Source organism: uncultured Kordia sp., from assembly GCF_947489565.1.
Classification (GTDB): domain Bacteria; phylum Bacteroidota; class Bacteroidia; order Flavobacteriales; family Flavobacteriaceae; genus Kordia.
In genome coordinates this window covers 17934-41878 of the sequence record NZ_CANLEA010000028.1, presented here as the reverse complement: position 1 = coordinate 41878, position 23945 = coordinate 17934, and the positions used below count along the sequence as shown (strand labels likewise).

The 23945-nt window shown below is 32.5% G+C and carries 24 protein-coding genes; 17 read left to right on the top strand and 7 right to left on the bottom strand.

Annotated features, from left to right (window positions below):
- Positions 1-241 precede the first annotated feature (241 nt).
- Complete coding sequence (locus Q0845_RS25285; RefSeq protein WP_298520015.1) at positions 242-1921, bottom strand: M56 family metallopeptidase; 1680 nt, start codon at positions 1919-1921, stop codon at positions 242-244.
- A complete protein-coding gene (locus Q0845_RS25280; RefSeq protein ID WP_298520012.1) occupies positions 1918-2289 on the bottom strand; it encodes a BlaI/MecI/CopY family transcriptional regulator in 372 nt (123 codons plus the stop codon). Before Q0845_RS25280 ends, Q0845_RS25285 begins: the two co-directional genes overlap by 4 nt.
- A 244-nt stretch (positions 2290-2533) precedes the next feature.
- Here Q0845_RS25280 and Q0845_RS25275 point away from each other — a divergent pair, with 244 nt between their 5' ends.
- The 15 genes from Q0845_RS25275 to Q0845_RS25205 all read left to right on the top strand — a co-directional run bounded on the left by Q0845_RS25275 (position 2534) and on the right by Q0845_RS25205 (position 16113).
- Positions 2534-3793 (top strand): hypothetical protein, encoded by a 1260-nt coding sequence (locus Q0845_RS25275; protein ID WP_298520009.1) that lies wholly within the window; start codon positions 2534-2536, stop codon positions 3791-3793.
- A gap of 93 nt (positions 3794-3886) precedes the next feature.
- On the top strand, positions 3887-5122 hold the full coding sequence (locus Q0845_RS25270) for a DEAD/DEAH box helicase (RefSeq protein ID WP_298520006.1): 1236 nt from the start codon (positions 3887-3889) through the stop codon (positions 5120-5122).
- 160 nt (positions 5123-5282) lie between these two features.
- The gene (locus Q0845_RS25265) at positions 5283-5735 is read left to right on the top strand and encodes a MarR family transcriptional regulator (RefSeq protein WP_298520003.1); all 453 of its coding nucleotides are present in this window, start codon (positions 5283-5285) and stop codon (positions 5733-5735) included.
- A gap of 51 nt (positions 5736-5786) precedes the next feature.
- Entirely contained in the window at positions 5787-7202 is a 1416-nt protein-coding gene (locus Q0845_RS25260) for an alginate export family protein (RefSeq protein ID WP_298519999.1), read from the top strand.
- 42 nt (positions 7203-7244) lie between these two features.
- Positions 7245-8534 carry a hypothetical protein gene (locus Q0845_RS25255; RefSeq protein WP_298519996.1) on the top strand — a complete coding sequence of 430 codons (1290 nt, stop codon included), beginning with the start codon at positions 7245-7247 and terminating at the stop codon, positions 8532-8534.
- A 52-nt stretch (positions 8535-8586) separates the two neighbouring features.
- The gene (locus tag Q0845_RS25250; RefSeq protein WP_298519993.1) at positions 8587-9618 is read left to right on the top strand and encodes a hypothetical protein; all 1032 of its coding nucleotides are present in this window, start codon (positions 8587-8589) and stop codon (positions 9616-9618) included.
- 114 nt (positions 9619-9732) lie between these two features.
- Entirely contained in the window at positions 9733-10473 is a 741-nt protein-coding gene (locus Q0845_RS25245; protein WP_298519989.1) for a phosphodiester glycosidase family protein, read from the top strand.
- 16 nt (positions 10474-10489) lie between these two features.
- A complete protein-coding gene (locus Q0845_RS25240) occupies positions 10490-11200 on the top strand; it encodes a hypothetical protein (RefSeq protein ID WP_298519986.1) in 711 nt (236 codons plus the stop codon).
- Between the two features lie 52 nt (positions 11201-11252).
- Entirely contained in the window at positions 11253-11819 is a 567-nt protein-coding gene (locus tag Q0845_RS25235; protein ID WP_298519983.1) for a metallophosphoesterase, read from the top strand.
- Between the two features lie 132 nt (positions 11820-11951).
- The gene (locus tag Q0845_RS25230; RefSeq protein ID WP_298519981.1) at positions 11952-12305 is read left to right on the top strand and encodes a hypothetical protein; all 354 of its coding nucleotides are present in this window, start codon (positions 11952-11954) and stop codon (positions 12303-12305) included.
- Positions 12306-12476: 171 nt separating this feature from the next.
- Positions 12477-13394: a hypothetical protein gene (locus Q0845_RS25225; protein ID WP_298519978.1), complete on the top strand. Its 918-nt coding sequence runs from the start codon at positions 12477-12479 to the stop codon at positions 13392-13394.
- A 9-nt stretch (positions 13395-13403) separates the two neighbouring features.
- Positions 13404-13952: a hypothetical protein gene (locus tag Q0845_RS25220; protein WP_298519975.1), complete on the top strand. Its 549-nt coding sequence runs from the start codon at positions 13404-13406 to the stop codon at positions 13950-13952.
- 12 nt (positions 13953-13964) lie between these two features.
- Positions 13965-14294: a hypothetical protein gene (locus Q0845_RS25215; RefSeq protein WP_298519972.1), complete on the top strand. Its 330-nt coding sequence runs from the start codon at positions 13965-13967 to the stop codon at positions 14292-14294.
- Between the two features lie 71 nt (positions 14295-14365).
- Positions 14366-15784 (top strand): hypothetical protein, encoded by a 1419-nt coding sequence (locus tag Q0845_RS25210; protein WP_298519969.1) that lies wholly within the window; start codon positions 14366-14368, stop codon positions 15782-15784.
- 2 nt (positions 15785-15786) lie between these two features.
- Positions 15787-16113 carry a hypothetical protein gene (locus Q0845_RS25205; RefSeq protein WP_298519966.1) on the top strand — a complete coding sequence of 109 codons (327 nt, stop codon included), beginning with the start codon at positions 15787-15789 and terminating at the stop codon, positions 16111-16113.
- Between the two features lie 379 nt (positions 16114-16492).
- Here Q0845_RS25205 and Q0845_RS25200 read toward each other — a convergent pair whose 3' ends face one another.
- The 3 genes from Q0845_RS25200 to Q0845_RS25190 form a co-directional block, all read right to left on the bottom strand.
- Positions 16493-17191 carry a DUF4369 domain-containing protein gene (locus Q0845_RS25200; protein ID WP_298519963.1) on the bottom strand — a complete coding sequence of 233 codons (699 nt, stop codon included), beginning with the start codon at positions 17189-17191 and terminating at the stop codon, positions 16493-16495.
- A 51-nt stretch (positions 17192-17242) separates the two neighbouring features.
- Entirely contained in the window at positions 17243-18508 is a 1266-nt protein-coding gene (locus Q0845_RS25195; RefSeq protein ID WP_298520058.1) for a DUF819 family protein, read from the bottom strand.
- Positions 18509-19151: 643 nt separating this feature from the next.
- Positions 19152-19346 carry a hypothetical protein gene (locus Q0845_RS25190; protein ID WP_298519960.1) on the bottom strand — a complete coding sequence of 65 codons (195 nt, stop codon included), beginning with the start codon at positions 19344-19346 and terminating at the stop codon, positions 19152-19154.
- 191 nt (positions 19347-19537) lie between these two features.
- Here Q0845_RS25190 and Q0845_RS25185 point away from each other — a divergent pair, with 191 nt between their 5' ends.
- A complete protein-coding gene (locus tag Q0845_RS25185) occupies positions 19538-21235 on the top strand; it encodes a helix-turn-helix domain-containing protein (protein WP_298519958.1) in 1698 nt (565 codons plus the stop codon).
- 101 nt (positions 21236-21336) lie between these two features.
- On the top strand, positions 21337-21567 hold the full coding sequence (locus Q0845_RS25180) for a hypothetical protein (RefSeq protein ID WP_298519955.1): 231 nt from the start codon (positions 21337-21339) through the stop codon (positions 21565-21567).
- A 179-nt stretch (positions 21568-21746) separates the two neighbouring features.
- Here Q0845_RS25180 and Q0845_RS25175 read toward each other — a convergent pair whose 3' ends face one another.
- On the bottom strand, positions 21747-23624 hold the full coding sequence (locus Q0845_RS25175; RefSeq protein ID WP_298519953.1) for a peptidase M61: 1878 nt from the start codon (positions 23622-23624) through the stop codon (positions 21747-21749).
- 134 nt (positions 23625-23758) lie between these two features.
- Positions 23759-23944 (bottom strand): Arc family DNA-binding protein, encoded by a 186-nt coding sequence (locus Q0845_RS25170; protein WP_298519950.1) that lies wholly within the window; start codon positions 23942-23944, stop codon positions 23759-23761.
- Position 23945: the final 1 nt, after the last annotated feature.

Below are 23945 nucleotides of genomic sequence, written 5' to 3'. Positions count from 1 at the left end.
AGCGCAGTCGAAGGAAATTCCAGATTGGTGTAAACCTAGAAGGAATAATAATAAACGTGAGTTTGATATAACTAATTTGCCATATGTTTGATTTTTATAAACTTACACCAAATGTCAAATCGAGCGCAGTCGAGATTCAATTGAAATTATAGTTTTTCCAGTGTTCTCATGAGCTACGCTCGGTATCTACGATAATGCTCGAACTGACAAATGATTAATATTTAATACTTTCAGTTTACTATTACCTTTCAGCTATAAAAACTCCTTTGTAAACTCCTTCGGAAATTTTTAAAAATTCTGATCTCTCTACTAATTCACGACGATCTTTACCAAACAATTCCTGAGCACGTACGTCATATATTTTTTCGAAACCTTGAAATACAGCTGCAAGATTTGTTAGATAATTTTCAAAAACATCATTATCATCGTATGTTATGCTGATTAAATATGCTCTTGATTTTTTATCAACATGCTTTTTTACGAACCTATATACTTCTTCTTTATAATTTACTCCTGTACTACTTACATTAAGTTGAAGATATTCAATACCATTTAGTGTCGCTACATTACCTTCTATTGTGGCATTTGTCAAATCAATTCTCGCAGGTAAAGTATCATCATGAGAAGGATCTGCCCAATACAAAGGAGGAACTAAAAACGGCTGAATCATTTGTTTGCCAGAAGCTGTTTCACCATAATAGATCACTTTTCTTTTATCGAACTTTCTAAACTCATTCTGTATTTCTCGTACCTTTTTCATGTTTTGATTACGGTCAATTCTCATGGGAATTACGCCATGAGTCAATAAATCTTTAACCGCAGCTTCTATTTCTGCAATCGTAAAAGGTTTTCCATTTACTGTAAGCTTATCGTTTGCTACAGCAAATACTGGAGGACGAAGAAAACCAGTATCAGACATATTCATTACAATACCTCTATCTTTCTCATACTTGTTTAAAAGCGCTTCTGCTTCATCAGTTTTCGAATTACATTGAAATAATAGTAGACTAAATAAGATAGTACAAGTTATTGTCAGCGCTACTTTTAATTTTCCTTTAAATCCTGATTTATTACTTTTCATCATGGTGATTCTTTTTTTTATAAATGATAAATTAAAATTGTGTACCAACCCGCATGAGTTGTTGCTAACTAATTGTCTCAAAAGTAAGGTCTGGTAATCAACTAAAGAATAACCTGCTTTAATTATTTTCTTGTCTACTATATATTCATGTACTGCTTTTAAAGAGTTAATAAGCATCCAAATCAGTGGATTGAACCACAGAAATGCTGCTAAAAATTGTATACATATTAAATCAATAGAATGCTTCTGTTCAATATGTGCTTTTTCATGGGCAATAATCTGATCAATTTCTGGCGTATCAATTACTTTATCATACACAAAAGCATATGTTAAAAATGAAAAAGGTGCAATTGGCTGTGAAACCTTCACAACTGTTATTCCATTTATTTGTTCCTGAGGATGCATCAAAATCATTTTCCGAAGCCTTCTAAAATTCCAAAACAGTTTGGACAAACAGAATAAAACTCCAATAATATAGATGCCAATTATGGCCATCAATAAAATGGATATCCAATCGATAGAAGCGGTTTCAATTACTTTTGTAGTAGAGTCATCCAGAGAAACTGGGTTTTTATAAACCTGATACTCTAATGCTTCTGCATTTTCATAAAAAGACATTCTAAACTTACTAAACTGCTCAATAGAGTTATCTATCACAGCTATTTTACCTTGGCTAAAATCAAAACTCATTAAAGGCAATAGCAATGAAAAAACGACAATTCCCAGAAGGAAAAACCGATTCAAATTAAAAAAAGTCTCCTTTTTCATCACAACATAGAGTAGATAAAATACGGCTAATATGGCACTAGACTCTAAAAGATATATGAGAAATTTGATCATTTTTTCTTAGCTTTTAGTTCTTCTAACATTCTCATTGCCTCATCCAATTCCTTCTCATCTAGTTTTTTGCTTTCCGTAAAAAAATTAACTACTTGAGAAAGTGAATTATTATAATAATCAGTTACTAAGCGCTTCATTTGCCCTTTACTATATTCTTTCTTACTAATTAATGGATAGTATTGGTGTGAATTTCCATAGGCTTTATAACCTACAATTTCCTTTTGAACCAACACGCGTACAATTGTAGATACAGAATTGTAAGGCGGCTTTGGATTCGGATATTGTTCAATAATATCTTTGATAAAACCTTTTTCAATATCCCAGAGAATTTTCATTATTTTCTCTTCTCCTTTAGTTAACGTGATCATTACTTTATGAGTTTTAATTAATTAGCACTACAATTATACAACTTAATTTTAAGTTAACAAACTTATTTATACGTTATTCAACTTAAAATTAAGTTAAACTATTTGTTTTTAAGTTAAAACAAAGTGAGGTTCTCAACATGAATTTCACTTCATACAAATAATAAACACCGACATTTTGTTATTAAAATATATTCTAATAGTTTTAACAACAAATAAATACAAACACTTCTACTAAATTCAAAAGATGAAAAGAATCATTATCATTTTATTAGTCTTTGTGTCCTACACGCAAATGACAACTGCGCAATCTAACTTGACAGAATCACAGCAATATTTTCTTAAAGAATTAAGAGATGCTTATGGCGGACAAATTATGTTTGCAAATAATTATTATAAAACAGAAACTGTATATAGAAAATTAGCGGAATATTCAGGAATGAACTTTCCCGTAGTATTCAATCAAACATTTCATTGGGGAGAAGCACATTATGGCGGATTGATCATTTTAGATTATTCAACCATACACAAAGAAAAAGATGTGCTCGCTTTTGTATTTGCACACGAATGGGGACATCAAGCACTAGGACATCAGCCTAACATGTACAAACCACAAGGAAGTCAATGGCGAGTACGAACATCTAGCACACAATATGAAGACGAAGCAGATTACTATGCAGGACAGTTTTTAGCACAATACAGATATGATGTACAAGCGGTTGTAACTTACTTACGTTCGCTCCCTAACTCATCTGGAAATACACATTCATCGCCTCAAAAAAGAGCGCAAACGGTGTTAAGAGGATTCAATAGTGTCAATGACCGACTCAATAATGGAGAATTTCAATCAGTAAACCCTATAGATATACAAAGACAAAACAATTCTTTACGAAATCAATTGCCTTATACATCAATTTTGGTAGAAGATTTTAACAACAATAAAAACAATTGGAAGATTGGTAGAGATTACAAAAAATATAAATTTTCTTCAGATGGAGAAATCACTACACTAAACGTAACCCATGCAATGTCTAATGGAAAATACGTCATTAAAAGTAGCGGTGATTATGGAAAAGGTGACATAGGAACTAAACAATTAAGGTTCGATGCAAATAATAATTTTGAAATTTCAACGGTATTCAATTTATACACAGGAGAATTTGAAGTAAATTGGGACTCCTGTAAAGGTGAAACTGATGCAGATGGCTCTTATGAACAATTCTCTAACAGTATTCGTTTTACATCAGATGGTGAATATTTGGTATTACATCATAACAGAAGTTCAGAACTTGGGAGTATAGGAAAAGAAGGGAAATTTACATTTGGGAAAAGAAATAGAGTATACTTGCAAATTATTTATGAAAATGGTGTTTGTAAATACTACATCAATAAAAAATTAGTAGCAAGCGTAAAAGCAGATGTTTGTGGAAATGGAGCAGTTTTAGGAGTAGATTCCAATGTAGATGTGGAAATAGATAACATAATGATATTGCGAAAAAATAGATAAACAACAGATTTGTTACTTTTTAGAAAACAATAGTGCATAAAGCGCAGCTTCCTGTATCTTTGCGCAAAATTGTTTCTATAAAAAATTAGCTGAATGAACTTCAAAGAACTAAAATTAAACAAACACCTCGTCCGAGCACTATCTGAAAAAGGCTACGAAGATCCAACTTTAGTTCAAGAACGTGCCATTCCTATAATATTAGAGAAAAAAGATATCATTGTATCTGCACAAACAGGAACAGGAAAAACAGCTGCGTTTGCATTGCCTATTTTGCAATTACTGTTCGATAAGCAAGATGCGCCCAAAAAAGGGAAAAAAATACGTGCCTTAGTTGTGTGTCCAACACGCGAATTGGCGATTCAGATTGAAGAAAATTTCAAAAACTATAGTAACTATACCAATTTACGTACAGGTGTAGTTTTTGGTGGTGCTTCGATAGAACCACAAAAAGACATGCTCAAAAAAGGAGTAGATATTTTGGTGGCTACACCAGGACGACTGCTAGATTTACACAAACAAGATCTAGTCAATCTGGATTATATAGAAACCTTAGTATTAGATGAAGCCGATTTAATGTTAGACATGGGATTCATCGATGATGTCAAAAAAATAGAGCGGTTGTGTCCTGATGAGAAGCAAATTTTATTGTTTTCAGCCACAATGCCATACAAAGTAGAACACTTAGCAAATTCAATTTTAAGAGCACCAGAATACATTGAAGTATCTCCAACTTCTTCTGCAGCAAAAGGCGTAAATCAAGTATTGTATTATGTGCCGAAACCAAAAAAGATTGAACTGTGTTTGCATTTATTGCGAAATACCATCAAAGGAAGTGTCATCATTTTTAGACGCACCAAGTACGGTGTAGACAAATTGGAAAAAACATTGCTTAACAATAACTATAAAGTTGCGAGCATTCATGGAGACAAATCGCAAAGTTTACGACAACAAGCATTAAACGATTTCAAAAACGGAGAAGCCAATATTTTTATCGCGACTGATGTGGCTTCAAGAGGAATAGATATTAAAAATGTAGATACTGTTATTAATTTTGACATTCCAAATGTATCCGAAACCTATGTGCATAGAGTAGGAAGAACGGCGAGAGCTGGCGCATCAGGAATGGCATTATCATTCTGTTCTGCTGATGAAAAAGGATATATCAAAGACATTCAAGAATTAATAAACACTTCAATTCATGTAGAACAAGAGCATCCGTATCCACTCGATCCAAAAGCAAAACCGCAAGTCCACAAAAAGAAAGGAAGCAAATACAAAAAAGGACGTAAGTCAGAAGCTTCTAAAAAGAAGAAAAAACGCTGGTACTGAAAAGATTATTGTTTGAGAGTTTTTGACTTTTTCTCTAAGATTTGAAAAAGTATCCTATTTTGCCAAGTATTTTTTGATTCTTAAATACACTAAAACAAAAAAAAATTTGTGTTCTAAATAATTTCACTTACTTTTGTTGTTATAAACAACTATTGTTTAAATGAGTGAAGAGAATCTTTTTAAGGACGAAGCTAAAAACTGGCATGCTAGAGGATATTTTAAGTTCTTGCAAGTCAGTGGTAAAGTAGATGTTCAGTTGAAAAAAACCTTAAAAGAGTTTGGAGTAACTCATTCACAGTTAAATGTTCTTAATCTTTTAGTAAAAAACCATCCAAATCCTTTAGATGCAAAAACGATAAAGGAAAAACTGATTGTACCAAGTCCAGATTTAACACGCTTGCTAGATAGATTGGTAAAGAAAGAATTGGTAAAAAGAGAAACTTGTTTAGATAATAGAAGAAAATTAGATATCACAGTGACAGATAAAGGAATCGAATTATTTTATGCGGCACATAGTAAAGCTAAAAAATCTGTAAAAAATTATTTTGAAGATTATATTTCAGAAGAAGAAGCCAGAGAGTTGTTTCGAATTTTGAATAAAGTACAATTATAAAAAATTTATATAAAATGTTGTTTAAAACAACATTAGTTTAAAACAAATAAAATGAAAACTAAAAAAATCAGCCTATTCATTGTCATGTTTTGTCTTCAATATGTATTTGGGCAAGAGGCGATCGAAAAAAAAGAAGCTCCAGCATATAGCCTGTTCAGAGCTACCGAAAATTATGAATATTTAAAAGATAAAGATCAAAATGAATTTAAAAAAGGTGCATTTGATGCAATTAAATTTATAGCATTGAATGATCAAAAGAGCATTTATGTATCTTTTGGAGGACAGTTTAGACCACGTTTCGAACACTATTCTAATAGATTATGGAATGCTGAAGAAGATCAAAATTTTTATTCGCAACGACTAGCATTTCATGCCAATTTAGTATTCGGAAAATATGTTCGCGTTTTCGGGGAATTGTATCATGGGTACACAAGTCATGAAAAAGAATTTGTAGAATATGATGAGGTGGATATTCACCAAGCTTTCATAGAATTTAAGCTGCCATTAAAAAACAATAACAATGCATCTATAGTCTTAGGACGGCAAGAACTTGCCTATGGATCAGCACGATTAATAGGTTTTAGAGAAGGTCCAAACATTCGAAGAACTTTTGATGCTGCTAGATTTGTTTATAAGCATGGGCAAACCAATATTCAAGCATTTTATGGGCATGAAGTACGTCCAACGTTTGAAGCTTTTGATAATAAATTTACCCTTTTTGACGATGATGCTATAAACCCAAAACTTTGGGGAGTCTACAGTCAGTTCAAAATAAAAGGTTTTACAGGTTTAAATGAAGTATTTTACATAGGATATCAAAACCAGAATGCAAGATTCAATGATGTTTTAGGAAAGGAAAATAGACATTCTATAGGTTTGAGACGTTTTGGAAAACTAGGCAAGCGTTTTCAGTACAATACAGAGATCATCTATCAATTTGGAGAATTGGGGAATGCAGATATAAATGCCTTTAATATTGAAACTGACTGGCATTACAAACTCATCAATACAATTTGGTTATGGAATCCAGGGCTAAAATTAGAATACACAAGTGGAGATAAAAATAGAGGTGATGGAAAAATAAATTCATTCAATCCACTATTTGTAAATCCAGCATATTATAGTCTAGCTGCTACAATCACACCTATCAACTTGTTATCTGTGCATCCTTCAATTTCTGTAAAACCTACAGAAAAACTAATGCTATATACAGAGTGGGCATTCTTTTGGAGAGCTTCAAAAAATGATGGACTATATCAACCACCTCGATTTTTAAATCAGCCAGCCAACGGATCTGGAGAAAAAGACTTAGGAAGTCAATTTGGATTCAAAGCATCATACGAATTCAACAAACATCTTTCGTTCGATTTGGATATCAGCTACTTTATTGCTGGTAAATTCCAAAAAACGAGTGAAGCATCCGAAAATATTTTCCATTTCGCTCCAACACTGAGTTATAAATTTTAATCATAAAAACAATAGAAATTCAAACATTAAATAATTTAAAAAATGAAAACAATAAAAAACCTATCAATCATCTTGCTAGCAGTACTATGTATGTATAGCTGTAAAGCACAACAAAATGTAATGAAAAAAGGAGCATCTAGTGAAGCTTTAGTAACGACTAATAGCTTACAAACACTATTGCCAGGAGCTTCTGTTATGACATTCGGTCCTAATAATGTATTATTTGTAGGAGATAGTAAAGCAGGTGTTATATATGCTATTGAAACCCAAGCAAAAGTCTTAAAAGATCCAATATCATTCAACCTAAAAGGAGTAGATAGAATAATTGCTAAAAAATTAGGAGTATCAACTTCCGATTTAATTTTCAATGACATGCAAATACATCCTGTAAGTCAAGAAGCCTATATTGCTGTTCAAAGAGGTTTTGCACCAGATGCACCAGCAGTAATTGTAGCAGTAAGCCCTGCAGATAGTAATGTGCGTTTAATTGATCTAAGCAAAAAAACGCAAGTGCAAGTTAAAAACATTAGAACCGATGCGTTTGAAATTTATAAAAGACCATCAAGTCGACTCAACATTACAGATATCGATTATCATGACGGATATATTTATGTAGCTGGGTTGACCAATGGTGAATTTGCTTCTACTTTGCGAAAAATTGCATATCCGTTTTCTAACAAACAAGAAACTGTTTCTGGAATAGAAATGTATCATGCAGTACATCTTCAAAAAGAAACCAGAGCACCTATTAGAACGATGGCATTTGAGGAAATCAATGGAGAATCAACATTAATTGCAGCTTATACCTGTACGCCTTTGGTAAGCATTCCAACTTCAGAAATCAAAGAAGGCAATCATGTAAAAGCCAAAACAATTGCAGAATTAGGGTATGGAAATACACCAATTGATATGATTACGTTTACAGCGCAAGAACAAGATGGGTCATTTGATAAAAAACTATTAATCATCAACAAAGAGCGTAGTGCGAGTTTAATTTCCTTAAAAGATTTCGCAGAAGCTAACAAAGGAAAGGGGTTAGAAGGTTTTTCTATGGGGCCAGAAGGAGTGAAAATATTTCCCGTGCCGATGTCTGGAACGATGCAAGTTGCCGAACAAAATCAGATGATGTTAACTACTTTACAAAGAAATATAGATTCAGGTAGTGTTGATTTACTTTCTGAGTTAAAAGGAGCATACTTTAGACTAAGCAACTTTGATAGTGAATATGAATTTCCAGATTATAAATACACAGAAGGTGGAAAAGTTTGGAAAGATTTTCACAATATGGTAAAACCAATGGAAGGCTTTCCTGAGCTGATTAAAGAAAAATAATAAATATTAAAAAGAGGGCAGTGTTATAACTGCTCTCACTTTCAATACAAAGATGAAACTACAATTTTTTATACTGAGTTTAGTATGTATATGGAATAGTGTATTTGCTCAAATGGACTCTATTTCTGTGGAAAAAAATAGTGTTACATTTCACAATTGGCAAGCGAATAGTATTGATGCTTCTATTTTTGTTTTTGACAAAACAGATCGTATACCGATTCATGGAAATTTCTACAAAGCAGAAAATGATCTAGTATTTATACCGCAATTTCCCTTACTTCAAACTAGAAATTATGTATTTGTGTTTGAACAATTCAAAAAAGACTTTTCGCTTCCCAGAGAGAATTCAGAATTGCCTAAAGTAACGGCTATATTTCCGAGTGCTAATAAGTTGCCCGAAAATTTGTTGCGGATGTATATACAGTTTTCACAACCTATGAAAACTATTGGGAATTTAGAAAACATAAAATTAATAGATGAAAATGGAAAAGAAGTAAAAGGTGCTATTTTTAATAATGTACATGAACTTTGGGATGCATCACAAACGCAACTCACAATAATTTTTGATCCAGCAAGAGTGAAAACAGGTTTGATAGCTAATGAAACTCTTGGACGTGCCTTAACACCTAACAAAACTTTTACACTTGTCATTGATAATTTGGAAGATATTTATGGTGAAAAATTAGAAAAACCATATATGAAAGCCTTTTCGGTATTTTCCGCAGATACTATAGCACCTGATACTACAATTTGGAAAATAGAAATTCCAGTGATAGAAAGTATGAAACCACTAAAACTACACTTTTTTGATACGGTGGATAAAATGTCTTTACAAACACGAATTCAAATTTTCAATGCAGAAAACAAACTGATCAGAGGGAAAATGCAAATTGAAAACCAAGAAAAAACATGGAGTTTCATTCCTGAAAAAACATGGAAAAAAGGAACGTATTTCATTACTGTAAATTCAAGACTAGCAGATCCTTCAGGAAATAATTTAAATGGATTATTTGATCATGAAATTGGAAGTTTGAAAAACGATAGAGAAGGCGAAATTGTACGGTTAAAGTTTCTGATAAAGTAGTTCTTTGAATAGATTGATTAGTTGCAGTTTTTGTTTTTATACTGAGCCATTCTTGTGTAGGTAGGAACTTATTTTGATGACTTTTTATATCTTTAAAAGTAGTAAAACCATCAGATGACCTTCAAAAAACTATATTTAATACTTCTTACAATCTCTACAGGTATTATTTCTTGCACAAAAGAATCACCCAAAAAACAATATGATACTACCCGAATTCTAGCATACGAAGTCAATCCAAAAAAGGCTCAATTACATTTCTACTGGAAAAATGAGCAGGGACAAATCTATGGAAATGCTAAAAATCTAAAAACGCAGCTTCAAGCCAACAAGCAAGAACTCATCTTTGCAATGAATGGCGGCATGTATAAAAAAGATCAATCGCCACAAGGTTTATACATTGAAAAAGGAAAAATCCTAGCGCCATTAGATCGTAAGGAAGAAGGATACGGAAACTTCTATTTACAACCGAATGGTATTTTTTATATTACAAAAGATAATGTTGCCACTATTTGCATTACAGATTCTTTAAATACTGCGATAAGAAGTATAAAATATGCTACTCAATCTGGTCCAATGTTAGTAATTGATGGGAAGCTTCATGCAAAACTCACCAAAGGCTCTAAAAACCTCAATATTCGGAATGGTGTAGGTGTATTGCCCAACGGAAATTTGTTATTTGCCATGAGCAAAGAGAAAATCAACTTCTACGACTTTGCTACTTATTTTAAGGAAAATGGTTGTCAAAATGCTTTATACCTTGACGGATTTGTCTCTAAAACTTATCTTCCAGAAAAAAAATACGAACAAATGGATGGTAATTTTGGCGTAATTATTGGTGCAATAAAAACAAACTAAACCAATATCTCATACCATGAAAACCGTTTATACACTACTATTTTTAGGCATTATTTTTTTAACAAGTTGCGAAAACAAACCAACATCATCTATTGAAGGGCTTTGGCATGTGACTTCCGTAACTGCAGGCAAAAACGAAATGACTCCAAATGCACGTTGGGTTCAATTCAATGCAGATGCAACACAACAATCAGGCAATGGTTGGTTTCAACATTCAATTGGAACGTGGAATTTGAATGAAACAACAAACGAATTATCAATTGTAAATACAAATGGTTTAAAAGATCTGGCAGATCCGTTTCAAATAAAAATCAACCAAAATAAAATGACTTGGAGTAGAGAAGAAGAAGGCGAAACCATTACCGTTCATTTACAAAGAATAGAAACACTTCCCACAACCTATGGCGATCAACTATTGGGTTTATGGAAACTAGAAAAGGCTGTTGGGAAAGAAGACTATTTTTCCAATTCAGAAACATCAAATACTTCTCTTTATTTCGGATGGGACAAACGTTTTAGAATTAGAACTGGAAATGGCAGTATAAGCGGAATCTACAATGCACACGGACACAAATCAGAAGTTCAATTGATTCCATATAACAAAGAACTAAAACGAAGCTTTTGGAACATTCAATTTGAAGAAAATTCCATTACCTTAAAATTATTAAATTCGGATAGTTTGGTAACGAGAACCTTCAAAAGAATTCATGAGTTTCCAACACCTTAATAATTAACAAATTTTAGTAGTTTCGTGTTCTTAATAAAAACAGAAAACGATCATGTCGAAATTATTTTTTACTTCTGATCATCATTTTGGACATACCAATGTGATAAAATTTTGCGATCGACCTTTTGAAACGGTTGAAGAAATGAACGAAGTCTTAATTCAACGTTGGAACGAAAAAATTAGTCCAGAAGATGAGGTTTATCATTTGGGTGATTTTGGAATGACAAAAGATCGCGAAATGATTTTAGACATCTTAGATCGCTTGAACGGAACCATCTATTTAATTGTTGGAAATCATGAAGGAGCAGCACTCAATCACCGAAAAAAATTCAAGTGGATCAAAGATTATTTTGAACTCAAAGTAAAAGATGATAGCTGCAAAAATGGAGTACAACGCATCATTTTATTTCATTATGCAATGCGCGTTTGGCGTGGTGATTATAGAGGAACTTGGCATTTGTACGGACATAGTCATGGAAACTTACCCGATTTGGAAGATCGCTACTGTTTTGACATTGGTGTGGATTGTCATGACTTTTATCCGCTTTCGTATGATGAAGTCAAAGCCATTATGGAAAAAAAGACTTGGAAACCACCATTTGGCCCTTTAGAAATGTAAAACAATCAATTGAACGTAGATTTTGATAAACTTATCGGAGTTGTCAAATGTCTAGAGCGACTTTTTTTTAAAAACTTTAAATATATTGTATCTTACAATCAGAAAACGAAATCACAATTTAATCATTCACAAATGAAAAAATATATATTCCTTTTGGCGATGCTGTTTGCTTTACAATCGTATGCACAAAAAGACAAAACAGTTTTTGAAATCAATCCATCTCAAAGCATGTTAATGACCGGAAAAGGCATTGGGCAAGATGGCGCTATCAATCCGTATAAAGATGGAAATAGCATTGCACTTATTAAAAACATTGGTCAAAATGAATTTTCAATTCGCATTCAACGCGATGGAAAAGTGATCAAAACTAGAAGTTTAGCTGCAGGAAAATCAACAAAGATTGCCTTAGCTAAAGGAAACGAATTGTATTTTGATACTGAACAAAAAGCAAAAGTCAAGCTAGAATTTATGGATGGACTCAATTAGAAAAACTCTAATCAATATATAAAAGAAAAGAGATGGTTTTACGCCATCTCTTTTTTTTTGATATTATAATTCATCACATTGAAGAGCAGAATCTTTAAGTTTTTGACACGTACTTTCTTAAGAATTGAAAATGTAATTTGTAAATTTACTCAAATGACTTACTAAACATGTATGGGACAACGCGGAAACTATGTTATAAAATCGAATGCCAAAACTCAAATCTACTATACACATTGGCGATCAATTCATGTTGCAGATGATTTAATGTTGGGACCCGAAAAATATATCGAGTTCATACAAGGATTTGAAAAAAGAACCTATCTAACCAGCGAACCTTGGATAGAATCTTGTGTACACATTGATATAGACACAAAATCATTGCTTTTTTGGGAAGGTGAGGATTTAACTTTGACTTCCGTCAGAAGGCGCTATATGGAATTATTAAAGCAACTATGGAAAGGTTGGAGCGTGCAGTATGCAGTACAAGAAATGTATGATATTGAAGCAAAAATGAATATTCAATATGCCATTGAACAAGAGTACGATTATGAATATGACGTTACCTTGGAAGATTTCAAGAATGAAGAGGTTGATGACTATGAAACTTGTATTATTGTTTATATAAAAGACGGAAACGTTCAAGTAAAATGTTCGTATGATTATGATGTGCAAGAATTTATATTTTTTGGAACTCAAATTTTAGAAATACTAAACCAACGACCAACCTTTGATATCTCTGAGCACTTCGAAAAAGATGTGCAAGATGTGATGGTAATCGATTGCGATCAGCGGAAACTCATTATTAATTATGTGCATGGAGGTTTCAAAGAAAAACTTGCAAACGTCTGGAAAGATTGGAGCATCGATGTCGGCGATTATGGATATATCAGTATTTTAGAAAAAGCAGGAATTGATACTGCAAAACTGAAAATGACAGCAGCAGAAGTGGAACAGCAAATTCTAAAAATACTACATAAAGACGATACGTTTGATCCGAAAAGTTTCGCTGAAAATATTATGAAAAAAGATGATACAGCAAAGTTTCATCCGAGCTTTTTTGAAAATAGAAAACCTTCTCAAACCAATTAAAAATATACTATGAAAATAACCATCAAATTATTATTAATACTTTGTTTTGTGAGTTGTGCAACTACAAAAAATGAAGTAGCGGGAAATCCAAATCTCACCAAAAACTTAAAAATCGATAAAAACGATATACAAATCATCACGCCCAACATCGAATTGAGTGAGAAGAAAAGTGGGAAATTCTTAAAACATCCTGAAAAACGTGAAGAACTACGAAAACTGGCATTACAAGCCATCCGAATAAAGTTCCCAGACCAGCCGTATGTTGAGGTGCCATTTTTATACAAAGGTTCGTATACGATTAATAAAGTGTTAGAAACCGAACTCAATTACAAAAAGAAAAAAGCACCAGCAGAAATTTTGACCGCAGGAAAAAGATACAGCATATTGATAAGTACCAACGGTTATTTTGGCGAAATAGAAAGAGGCGTCGTGAATCTTATTTTGATTGATAATGAAAAGAAAACACGCAAAACATTAGAACATTATCGATACAAACACAGTCCGCTAGAAACCGAAAAATTTAAGCGCGAAATTTTGAAAGTTTTGGATAAATTGTAATTGAATTTATCGATGGAAGAAAAGCAATTTTCACCAGATTTTATAGCACAAGTTCATTATATAACTACTGAAGAAGGAGGAAGAAGTACACCAGCTAGTTCTGGATACAGACCGCAAATAAAATTTCCTTTTTCAAAACAAATGATTTCTGGGATGCAAAATTTTATAGGAAAAGATACTGTTTATCCCGGAGAAACTATCGTGGTAGAAATTATAATGCTATCACCTCAATTTTTTGAAAAACAATTAAAAACAAGAATGCATTTTGAACTTCGAGAAGGATACCGTATTGTAGCGACAGGAATCGTTTTAAAAATAGTAAATGATACACTAAGAGAATAAATTTTATGGAAACTAAATAAACTTTTATTCCATATATACCGTTACATATAATAACAACGAACCTTTTTAATATGAAGCTAACCGATAGAAAAGTTGTATTATATCTATTCTTATTACTAGTAAGTACCCAAACATTTGGTCAAAATATACGTCCTGAAATCAAAAAAATAACAGAAGCTATTTCCAAAGGAAAACAGTTAGAAGGTCCGCGCATAGGTTTTGGAGGAATGTCATCCAGTCAATATTCCAGATTTGAGAAACTTAAAAAAACAACTACAGAAAAAGAACTTTTGACATTGCTTCAACATGAAAACCCTATTGTAAAAGGATATGCAGCTTGGGCGTTGGCTGACAAAAAATATCATAAACTTGTTTCAGTTTTTAATACATTTCTAAATACTAAAGAATTTGTGCAAACGCAGCGTGGTTGTATTATTTCAGAAGATCTTTTAGCTTGGACATTATATTCACATATAGTATATCCGAGTCATGAAATTGCAGTAACTGAAGCAGATAAAAAATATTATAAAGAACAGATTCAAAAATTTGATAAGATCATACTCAGAAAAAGAGAGCAAACTTTTTTACTAAGAATTGCACTTGAAAATAACCAAGCGAATCCTGAAAATTATGCCATTATAAAATCACTTGCTTTGGAAGATGGTAATGTAGGTGCATTAGCTGAATTGGCAAAGTATCAAAAAGAAAGCGATATTGATATCATCTTAGAAAAAGGAACAGTCGCTTTTAAAGCAATGTCACATTTTCCGAATCCTAGGTTTTGGAATTTTTTAATGAAACACAAAACCACAGCAAACTCTTTAGACTATTTTAAAGCTATTGCAGCGTTTCAAAATGAGGAAGCAACACAAACATTAAGAAGTATTTATAAAACATTCATAAAAGAGGAAAGAAAAGGGATTACAAGCTTAGCCGAAGCTATCATTGAATTGTATTGTCCGAAATACAAAAAACTAACCCTAGAAATCTTTGCAGATACTAAATTGATCAATTTTAACCACGCAAAAAAGTTATTAAAAATTGCACCAAAAGAGTCATTACCTTACTTTATAGATGGATTACTGACTGATAACGGAAATAATTTTTTAGATGATTATCTGTCGTTTTCAAGTAAAGATTCGGTGTTGCCATTACTGCTAAAAAACATAAAAAAATATCAACCAGAAAGAATGCCAGAAATATGTGTTTATAATGTGTCAAAAGCAGAATTTATTCATTTAGTTGTGTTCTTAGAATTCATTATAGAAGATAAAATTGAAGCAGCAAAACAACCTTTAATGACTCGACTAGAGAAGAAGACCTATCCTTTTGAAACATTTCATTTGACAAGAACCTTACTTTCTTTTAAAGACAAATCATTGCATAAAGAAATAGAAAGAATATTATCCGCATCTCAAAAAAATTGGGATGATGGAATTTGGTCAGCATCTTTTAAAGAGCTTTTTGAAAAGTATGGGATTAATATATAACTATGATGAGGAAAACAAATAATTATATTGCAATCACTATTGTATTAGTATTGATAGTTGGATGTGCACAGAAATCAGAAATTGAAACGTATGGAGACCATTACCAAAAATATAAAGACTACAAAAGTCTCAGCAAGGTAGTGGAACTTGTAAAATTGGAATCAGATACTTCGTATGTCAAAAAAATACTAGGAGAACCTATTGACATGGGATTTGATTACAGATATCTAGTAGATTCTACAGGTGTAAAAGGCTGTCCATTTGGCGCTGTATTTCACATTACTAATGGCAAAATAGATGACAAATGGCTTGACGAAATTTGTGAGTAGATCTAAAAATAAAAGCATAAAAAAAAACAACTTTAATTAAGAAGCTGGGATTTTTTTATGTTTATATAGAAATAGTATGTGACAAATATCTAACAAGTCTAAAAAACGTCATGCTGAACTTGATTCAGCATCACATAAAGCAATGAAATAACGAAATAAATTATGCGACCATGAATCAAGTTCAAGGTGACGAAATGAATTACTTAAAAGTAAATTTTAGTTTTTGAGCAGATCTCGATACAAATTTGTTGCACAAATCCACTCGATCAGACGCTAGCAATTCCTATTAAATAAAGATTCTAAAAATCTAATATTCTAACAAGTCTAACAAGTCTAACAAGTCTAACAAGTCTAACAAAGTCTAACAAAGTCTAAAAAACTACTTCGTTTCTTCAACTTTACGTTTCTCTACCAAATCTTTTAATTTTTTTCCATACTTAGAAGCTGCAATCTTTGGCGTCAAGCGTTTGTAGATAGTATCTAAAAAGCGCGAATTGGCATCGTAAGTTTCTGTAGTAACTACATATGGTGAAATTTCTTTGTCACCATTCGTAATCGCATAATTCAAAATATACTGCATACGACTTTTCGCATAACGCGCAATTTTATCATTGATTTCTATGACTGTTTTTGTGTCTTCTTCTTTCTGAGCGTCCATTCCGTCACGTAACAACATCAATTCTCTGGTGTTGTACTTGGTCATATATTCTTTAAAAGTCACTAAATCTTTCTGATTGTTGGAACCCGTAACTTTCGCATCCTTTACAAACCTACGTAAGGTCGTATTAAAAGTCATTTCGCCAGGTTCAGCAAAGAATTCCACACGATCATTCAAATCATTAAAATCTTTTTTTGACAAATAGAAATACAATACTTCAGGTTCTTCAATTGTAGTGTTAAAGGTAAAATGAGCATCACCATTCACCACAAGAGAATCTATTGTTACCAAGGTCGTATCTTGTATTTTTTGCAGAAATAAGGTTCCTTCTTTTAAACCATCTATATTTCCAGAAATCGTTAAGTTTCCTTTTTTATCATTTCCACAAGCAATACATCCTAAAATTACTAGGACAAGCATACATTTTTTGAACATCATATTGAATTTTAAAGAAGGCAAATATCTACAATTTTAAGCAACTTTTGAAGCCATTTGCATCAAAATTGTACACAAAATTGCTCCATAGGTTCCTACTACATATCCAAACACAGCTAACAATACACCAACCGACGTTAATGACGGATGAAATGCGGATGCAACAATTGGTGCTGAAGCAGCTCCACCAACGTTTGCCTGACTTCCTACAGCCAAGAAAAAATATGGTGCACGAATGAGTTTTGCAACCAAAATCAATAAACCTGCATGAATGGACATCCACACCAATCCGACAGCAATCAATCCTGGATTTTTCCATACTTCTGTCAAGTTCATTTTCATTCCGATAGAAGCCACTAAAATGTAAATAAAAATACTTCCAATTTTACTTGCGCCAGCTCCTTCATAGTTTTTTGCTTTGGTATATGAAAGCATAATTCCGAAGGCAGTTGCAATGGTAATCATCCAGAAGAAAGAAGAACCTAAAAAGGACAAGGCGCCATCATCATTTTTTACAATATCAAATTGATTCAAATAGTCGGTAATCATACCGGCGCCAAAGTGCGCTAAGGAAACACCTCCAAACGCTAAGGCAAGAATAATCATCAATTCTGTTAGCGTAGGATTCCTTTTAATTTTATCTGTAAACGAAGAAACACGTTCTTTTAAGCTTTCTATGGCAGAGTTATCGGCTTTCAATTTTTCATCAATTTTTTTCGATTTTCCAATTCCAAAAAGTAAAATACCCATCCATAAATTTGCCACGACAATATCAACTAATACCATCGCACCGTATTTATCTTGACTATATTCAAAAATTTCTAACATCGCTGCCTGATTGGCTCCACCACCAATCCAGCTTCCCGCCAAGGTTGACAATCCACGCCAAACAGCATCTGGACCTGCGCCACCAACAGTTTCTGGAGAAACTATAGAGATTAATAAAATAGCCAATGGACCTCCAATAATAATTCCGACAGTTCCTGTAAAGAACATAATTAAGGCTTTTGGTCCTAAATTAAAGACACCTTTTAGATCGATACTTAAAGTCATTAAAATTAATGCCGCAGGTAATAAGAAGCGACTTGCAATGAGATATGCACTTGAATAATGATCTGAAATGATTCCGCAAGAACTTAAAATTGCCGGTAATAAATAGCAAATTAATAAAGCAGGAATATATTTATAAAACTTTTTCCAAGTAGCATTTTTGCTGGCTTCTGAATAAAAGACAAATCCTAGTAGCAACATTAAAATTCCAAATACAACTTTGTCACTAGTAAAAAATGGTTTTGCATAAATAATGGTAACCTTTACTTTTTGTTTGTCTTTCGGAATTGGAATTGCTTGATTTCCATCATAAAATGTAGCTTCTGTGACTTGGAAAATAAATTCTGAAAACCCTTTTTTAGGACTACTTTGAAGATCAAAAAGCGCTAAAGGCTTCTTTGTACTAGTTTTAGCAAAACCGCGATACGAAATAATTGCTTCAGAATTTTTTATATCAAACCTAAAATCACCGTTCTTAAGAAAATCTTTGTTGATATTTTTAATGTTTTCAATACTGGCAAGATCTGCAAAGGTATCAATGACTTTTATTTTAAGTTCAAATCCTGTAAAATCAAGCGAGTCAATGGTAATTTTTGTATTGAAGTTTTGTTGTTTGCCTTCTACACTTCCCACCGTAAGCTGTTGCGAAAACATGGTGAATGAAATAAAAAATAGAACGAAAGCAGTGGCTTTTTTGAACATAGTCGGATGGTTTATGCTGCAAAATACCAAAAATTGAAATTATAAATGTTAAATGATGAATTTTAAATGCTAAAACTATATTTCTATTCTAAAAAGATGGATAATTTTTAAGAAGATATAATGAAATCATTTTCTAAAATATTCAAAAATCAAATAGCCGGAATACTATTTCCGACTATTTTGATTAAACGAGTTAGTATGAACCTCCACATTGCATCATTCCAGAAGGTCCCCAACAAATAGTTTCAATAGTTAAGGGATGATCTGGTGCTTGTCCACAATTGCAATATGTTTTTGTGTTTGGCGCTGCACCAACAATCTTACTTTGATTGAAGTTAGAGATTGATTTCTTGTTTAATTTCAAATTTTTTAAATCCTGTTTTTTCATAATTGTATAAGTTTTTGTGTGTAATAAATTCAGTAACAAATAAATAGCTAAAAATAAGTAGAGTCAATAAACACCTATATCAATTCCTTGAATTGTGATTAGAATTCAGTGAATTATGAAAAATTTCACCTAAAAATTGAAAGAGCGGCAGATACATTTGGACTATATTTGTTAGAAACGTGATTCGCTCAATGAAAAAATTGATTATATATTTTTGTTTGTTTTTTGTGATGATTTCTGCCTATGGACAAAAGAATGATGCATTGCAGAATGAGATAGAAATGTTGACGGAAAAAATGTATCGAAAAAATATCAGTTTTGAGCATCTTAAAACAGATGTGGAGCATTACCTAATAAAAGTGAAAAAAGCCCAAAGAAAACTATTAATTGGGCGAGCTTATTATATTTTAGGATTAAAAGCACCTGATGCTACTACTCGAATTCACTATTTAGATAGCACTATTTTTTATACCAAAGATTTAAAAAAGATTGGCGATTTTCCAATGCTAGCTTATATAGCAAAAGGAAGTGTTTTATTCTCACAACGCGATTATCAAGAAGCTTTGGATAATTATATAATAGCAGAATCAAAAGCAAAACTGCATGAGAATGATGCTTATAAGTATGATATTAAATATAATATTGCTTCTCTAAAACGAATTTTAGGCAACTACACAGAAGCAGAAACGCTGTTTAAAGAATGTATTGCCTATAATGAAAATCAGGATAAAATGTATGTAGTTGGGCAATTGCATAATTTGTTTCAATTGTCTTCGGTGTATTATGAATCTGGACAAGTAGCCAAATGTTCAGCAATCAATACAAAAGGCGTTTCCTTAGCGTTAGAACATAATTTGCAGAAATTATTTTATTTTTTTGTTGTCAATGAAGGAATCAACCTGAATATTAAGGGTGAATATCAAGCTTCTATAGATAGCATACAAAAAGCAACGCCGCATTTATCAGCACAAAGCAAAGTGGTAGCCGATTTTTATTTGGCAAAAAGTTATCATGCATTAGGGAAAAAGGAAAAAGCACTGCACTATTTTGAACGTATAGATTCCGTGTTTACAGAAGCCAATGATTTATGGCCACCATTACGTGAATCATACGAGTATTTGATAAAAGATTCGAAAACCAAAGGAAATCTAAAACTTCAGTTACACTACACAAATCAATTATTAAAACTAGATAGTATCATTCATGCTGATTATAAATACCTTTCGCATACGATGACTAAAAAATATGATAATCTTGAACTCGTAGCAAACAGAAATCGTTTAATTCAATCATTACAAGAAGAAAAAGCAGTAGTAGAAAAAGAAAAGAGTTGGATTATTCAAGGAAGCATATACCTAACAATTTTGTTGCTTTTGGTTTTAGGATATTACTATCAATCAAGACTGAAATATAAGAAGTACAAAAAATTGTATGACGAGATTGTTGAAAAATCGAATAGTAGTATTGAAGAAGAGATAAATGTAAAAGATACTCATACACTTATAGTTCCGGTAGATATAGACGATGCTGTTGTACAAGAGATTTTAGCGCAGTTGGATACATTTGAAAAAGCACATCAATATTTGGAAAATCAAATTTCCTTGAGCGATGTGGCAAAAATTGTCAATACCAATTCAAAATACTTATCAAAAATCATCAATTCATACAAAGGAAAAAACTTTACGACTTACATTAATGACTTACGAATAGATTATTTGATAGATCGCATTCAACATGATCCAGTGTATCAAAAATATACGATCAATGCGATTGCGACGGAAGGTGGATTTTCAAACCCGCAAGCTTTTTACAGAGTTTTTAAAAAGCGAACAGGATTAAAACCTGGATATTTTATTAAAAAAGTTAAACAAGATCAACAAAAAGACTAACAATTCACGGAATTGTTATAGGTAAATGATTCTTAAGTTTTTGAATAACGTTTTCAATATGTAGTTTTAAGTTAGAATATTTATATAATCGATACTAAAGTATGAAAAAAGAGAGACGACAACTACAATTAAGAAAGTTTAAAGTAGCAAAGTTAACAGCATATTTTCTGAAAGGTGGTACTGAGAATGTTCCTGAAGAACAAAGTGCTGAAGTCATAACGATTCAAGCTAGTTGTGCCACTACTACATGTACTATAGGAGAACCAAAAACGGATATAAATAATGATTGTGGAGCCTCAGGAAGAGATACCTGTAATGTAATAAGTGGATAAATTATATAAAGGACACGTCCGTTTATTGACATACTAAAAAAATAAAATCACAAATAAAAAGCGTCAGATTGAGTGACTTTCTATAGAATTTTACTCAATCTGACGTTTTAAAATATGTTGATATAAACGTACTTTTTAAGACCCAAGACCCAAGACCCAAGACCCAAGACCCAAGAAATCTAATTCTTAAGCCACGCTTTTCGTAACTGTACTTCTTTGCTGTTTTCAGGTAAATCTTTTACCATGATTCCTGCGCTTTTTATAGTTGGTTTTGTAATATTCCCAGACAATGTTTTTACTTCTCCATTACGCTTTACAGTCATTGTAATTGGATCGCCAACATTCCAACCTCTCGAAGCTCCAATAAGATCGTATACATTTTTAAGATTGTATTTCACACCATTAATTTCATCAATAACATCTCCGTTTTGCAAGCCTAAATCAGTCATAAACGAATTCAAAGGACCTTCTGGCAGAATAAATATTTCCATCGTGCTTTCATCGGCGCCAATGTATGGAACTTGTCCGTCTAAGAAATATCCTGTTGTTACTTCCGTTTCTCCTAATTCCAACCCAACTTTCTGTAAAAAGTCATTGTATGGAATTGGCGTATTCCCAACAATATACGTGTCTATTACGCTTCTCAATTCAGGTGTTGTGAATTCTATAATTTTATCAAAAAGCTCATTGTCTTTAAAAGGTTTTTTGCTTCCATAGGCAATAGAGAGTTTTTGCATTAAATCTAAAATTCCAGTTTCCCCGTTGCTTTCTGCGCGAAGCGTTAAATCGATCATCATAGCAATTAAGGTTCCTTTTTCATATACATTAGCGTATTCATCTTTATATTCAGCCGAAAGAATATTAGCGCTCATTTCTGTGAATGATAACGCATCGTTAAAGCGTAAACGCGATTCTTTAATTTTTTCGTTGATTCTATCATAAAAAGCTTCTTCATCGATCAATCCTTGATTAATTTGAAAAAGATTTGCAAAATATTCTGTAACTCCTTCATACATCCATAAGTGTTTAGACATTTTAGGATTGTTGTAATCGAAATAGTGAATTTCTTCAGAATGTACTTTTAAAGGCGTCACAATATGAAAAAACTCATGCGAAACTACATCCTTCAACGCATCTTCAATGGCAGCTTTTGGCATTTGTTCAGGCAATACTACCGTGGTTGAGGTATTGTGTTCTAAAGCACCAAAACCAGAAGCATCTGTTTGAGTAAGAGTAGATAAGTACAATAAGATTGTATACTGTTTTGTAGCGTCAACGTCACCCAAGAAATTCTTTTGTGCTATAATCATCTTTTCAATATTCTCTTTTAGACTTTCCGCAGAATAAATGCCTGTTGGCGAATATACGCTGAGCGTAATATTCATGTCGCCTACTTTAAAACTCGCGATATCTGGTTCAGAATACATAATAGGATTGTCGGTTACTTCTGCGTAACGTGTTGCACCAAAAGTATCTACATTATAGTTTTCTTTTTCAGCAACTATTTTAGGAAGAGACGTAACACCTTCTAAGTTTTTCGGATACTGTACTACAATTTGATATGGATTTTGTTCGCTTCCGCTGAAATAACCCACGAATGCATGAAGATTCAATACAAAGTTTTTGTTTTCTAAAATATTAGAACCCGTAGGAGAGAAGACTTTTGCTTTGTCTTCATATTCCGTATCAAACGTATCGTTTACCCAATACGAGACTTTATCTACTTTTTTTGCATTGGAAATTAACCATGAATTTTGATTGATACGTGTAGTAGTGACTTCATTTCCTTTATAATCATACGCTTTAAAGTCGTCTATATATCTTCCGTAATTATCATCGCTATAGGTTCCGGGAACGGTTTTAGGAATATTGAATGTAGCGGTTTCGGTTTGAAACTTTCCGGGATTGACTTCTACTTTTACCTTATCGTCTACAACTGTGACTAAGTCAATAGTAGCAACAATATCTTTATTTGTATCGGTTCCGTTTTTTCCAGGACCACAGCTTGCTAAGGTGATGAGTGCAGCTGCTAGAATTCCTAAATTTTTTCTAAGCATGATTTTCTCTGTTTACATTCAATGCTGCAATTAGTATGATTTTTTTGAAAACGTAACAGATTATAGTGTTAATTAATGTTAAGATTGATGAAATATGCAATTAATAGGAAAAAATACAGCAAGCACCTTAAAAATTATTCAGGTGGTTGCTGTGAGGAATCAGGTTTCTTTTTAGGAGCTCTTTTTGCATTTTTTAGCGTTTGCATGAGCATCCATTCTATTTGTCCATTGGTGCTGCGAAACTCGTCCGCAGCCCATTTTTCAATAGCTTTCAACATCTCTTCATTGATTCGTAATGCAAAGGCTTTCTTTTTTGCCATA

Coding starts and splice junctions, on each gene's coding strand:
- Q0845_RS25180 (WP_298519955.1), top strand. CDS start 21,337: ATGAAAAAAGAGAGACGACAACTACAATTAAGAAAGTTTAAAGTAGCA.
- Q0845_RS25215 (WP_298519972.1), top strand. CDS start 13,965: ATGGAAGAAAAGCAATTTTCACCAGATTTTATAGCACAAGTTCATTAT.
- Q0845_RS25245 (WP_298519989.1), top strand. CDS start 9,733: ATGACCTTCAAAAAACTATATTTAATACTTCTTACAATCTCTACAGGT.
- Q0845_RS25225 (WP_298519978.1), top strand. CDS start 12,477: ATGGGACAACGCGGAAACTATGTTATAAAATCGAATGCCAAAACTCAA.
- Q0845_RS25240 (WP_298519986.1), top strand. CDS start 10,490: ATGAAAACCGTTTATACACTACTATTTTTAGGCATTATTTTTTTAACA.
- Q0845_RS25235 (WP_298519983.1), top strand. CDS start 11,253: ATGTCGAAATTATTTTTTACTTCTGATCATCATTTTGGACATACCAAT.
- Q0845_RS25200 (WP_298519963.1), bottom strand. CDS start 17,191: ATGCTTGTCCTAGTAATTTTAGGATGTATTGCTTGTGGAAATGATAAA.
- Q0845_RS25275 (WP_298520009.1), top strand. CDS start 2,534: ATGAAAAGAATCATTATCATTTTATTAGTCTTTGTGTCCTACACGCAA.
- Q0845_RS25260 (WP_298519999.1), top strand. CDS start 5,787: ATGAAAACTAAAAAAATCAGCCTATTCATTGTCATGTTTTGTCTTCAA.
- Q0845_RS25190 (WP_298519960.1), bottom strand. CDS start 19,346: ATGAAAAAACAGGATTTAAAAAATTTGAAATTAAACAAGAAATCAATC.
- Q0845_RS25250 (WP_298519993.1), top strand. CDS start 8,587: ATGAAACTACAATTTTTTATACTGAGTTTAGTATGTATATGGAATAGT.
- Q0845_RS25210 (WP_298519969.1), top strand. CDS start 14,366: ATGAAGCTAACCGATAGAAAAGTTGTATTATATCTATTCTTATTACTA.
- Q0845_RS25230 (WP_298519981.1), top strand. CDS start 11,952: ATGAAAAAATATATATTCCTTTTGGCGATGCTGTTTGCTTTACAATCG.
- Q0845_RS25265 (WP_298520003.1), top strand. CDS start 5,283: ATGAGTGAAGAGAATCTTTTTAAGGACGAAGCTAAAAACTGGCATGCT.
- Q0845_RS25185 (WP_298519958.1), top strand. CDS start 19,538: ATGAAAAAATTGATTATATATTTTTGTTTGTTTTTTGTGATGATTTCT.
- Q0845_RS25220 (WP_298519975.1), top strand. CDS start 13,404: ATGAAAATAACCATCAAATTATTATTAATACTTTGTTTTGTGAGTTGT.
- Q0845_RS25205 (WP_298519966.1), top strand. CDS start 15,787: ATGATGAGGAAAACAAATAATTATATTGCAATCACTATTGTATTAGTA.
- Q0845_RS25175 (WP_298519953.1), bottom strand. CDS start 23,624: ATGCTTAGAAAAAATTTAGGAATTCTAGCAGCTGCACTCATCACCTTA.
- Q0845_RS25255 (WP_298519996.1), top strand. CDS start 7,245: ATGAAAACAATAAAAAACCTATCAATCATCTTGCTAGCAGTACTATGT.
- Q0845_RS25170 (WP_298519950.1), bottom strand. CDS start 23,944: ATGGCAAAAAAGAAAGCCTTTGCATTACGAATCAATGAAGAGATGTTG.
- Q0845_RS25280 (WP_298520012.1), bottom strand. CDS start 2,289: ATGATCACGTTAACTAAAGGAGAAGAGAAAATAATGAAAATTCTCTGG.
- Q0845_RS25285 (WP_298520015.1), bottom strand. CDS start 1,921: ATGATCAAATTTCTCATATATCTTTTAGAGTCTAGTGCCATATTAGCC.
- Q0845_RS25270 (WP_298520006.1), top strand. CDS start 3,887: ATGAACTTCAAAGAACTAAAATTAAACAAACACCTCGTCCGAGCACTA.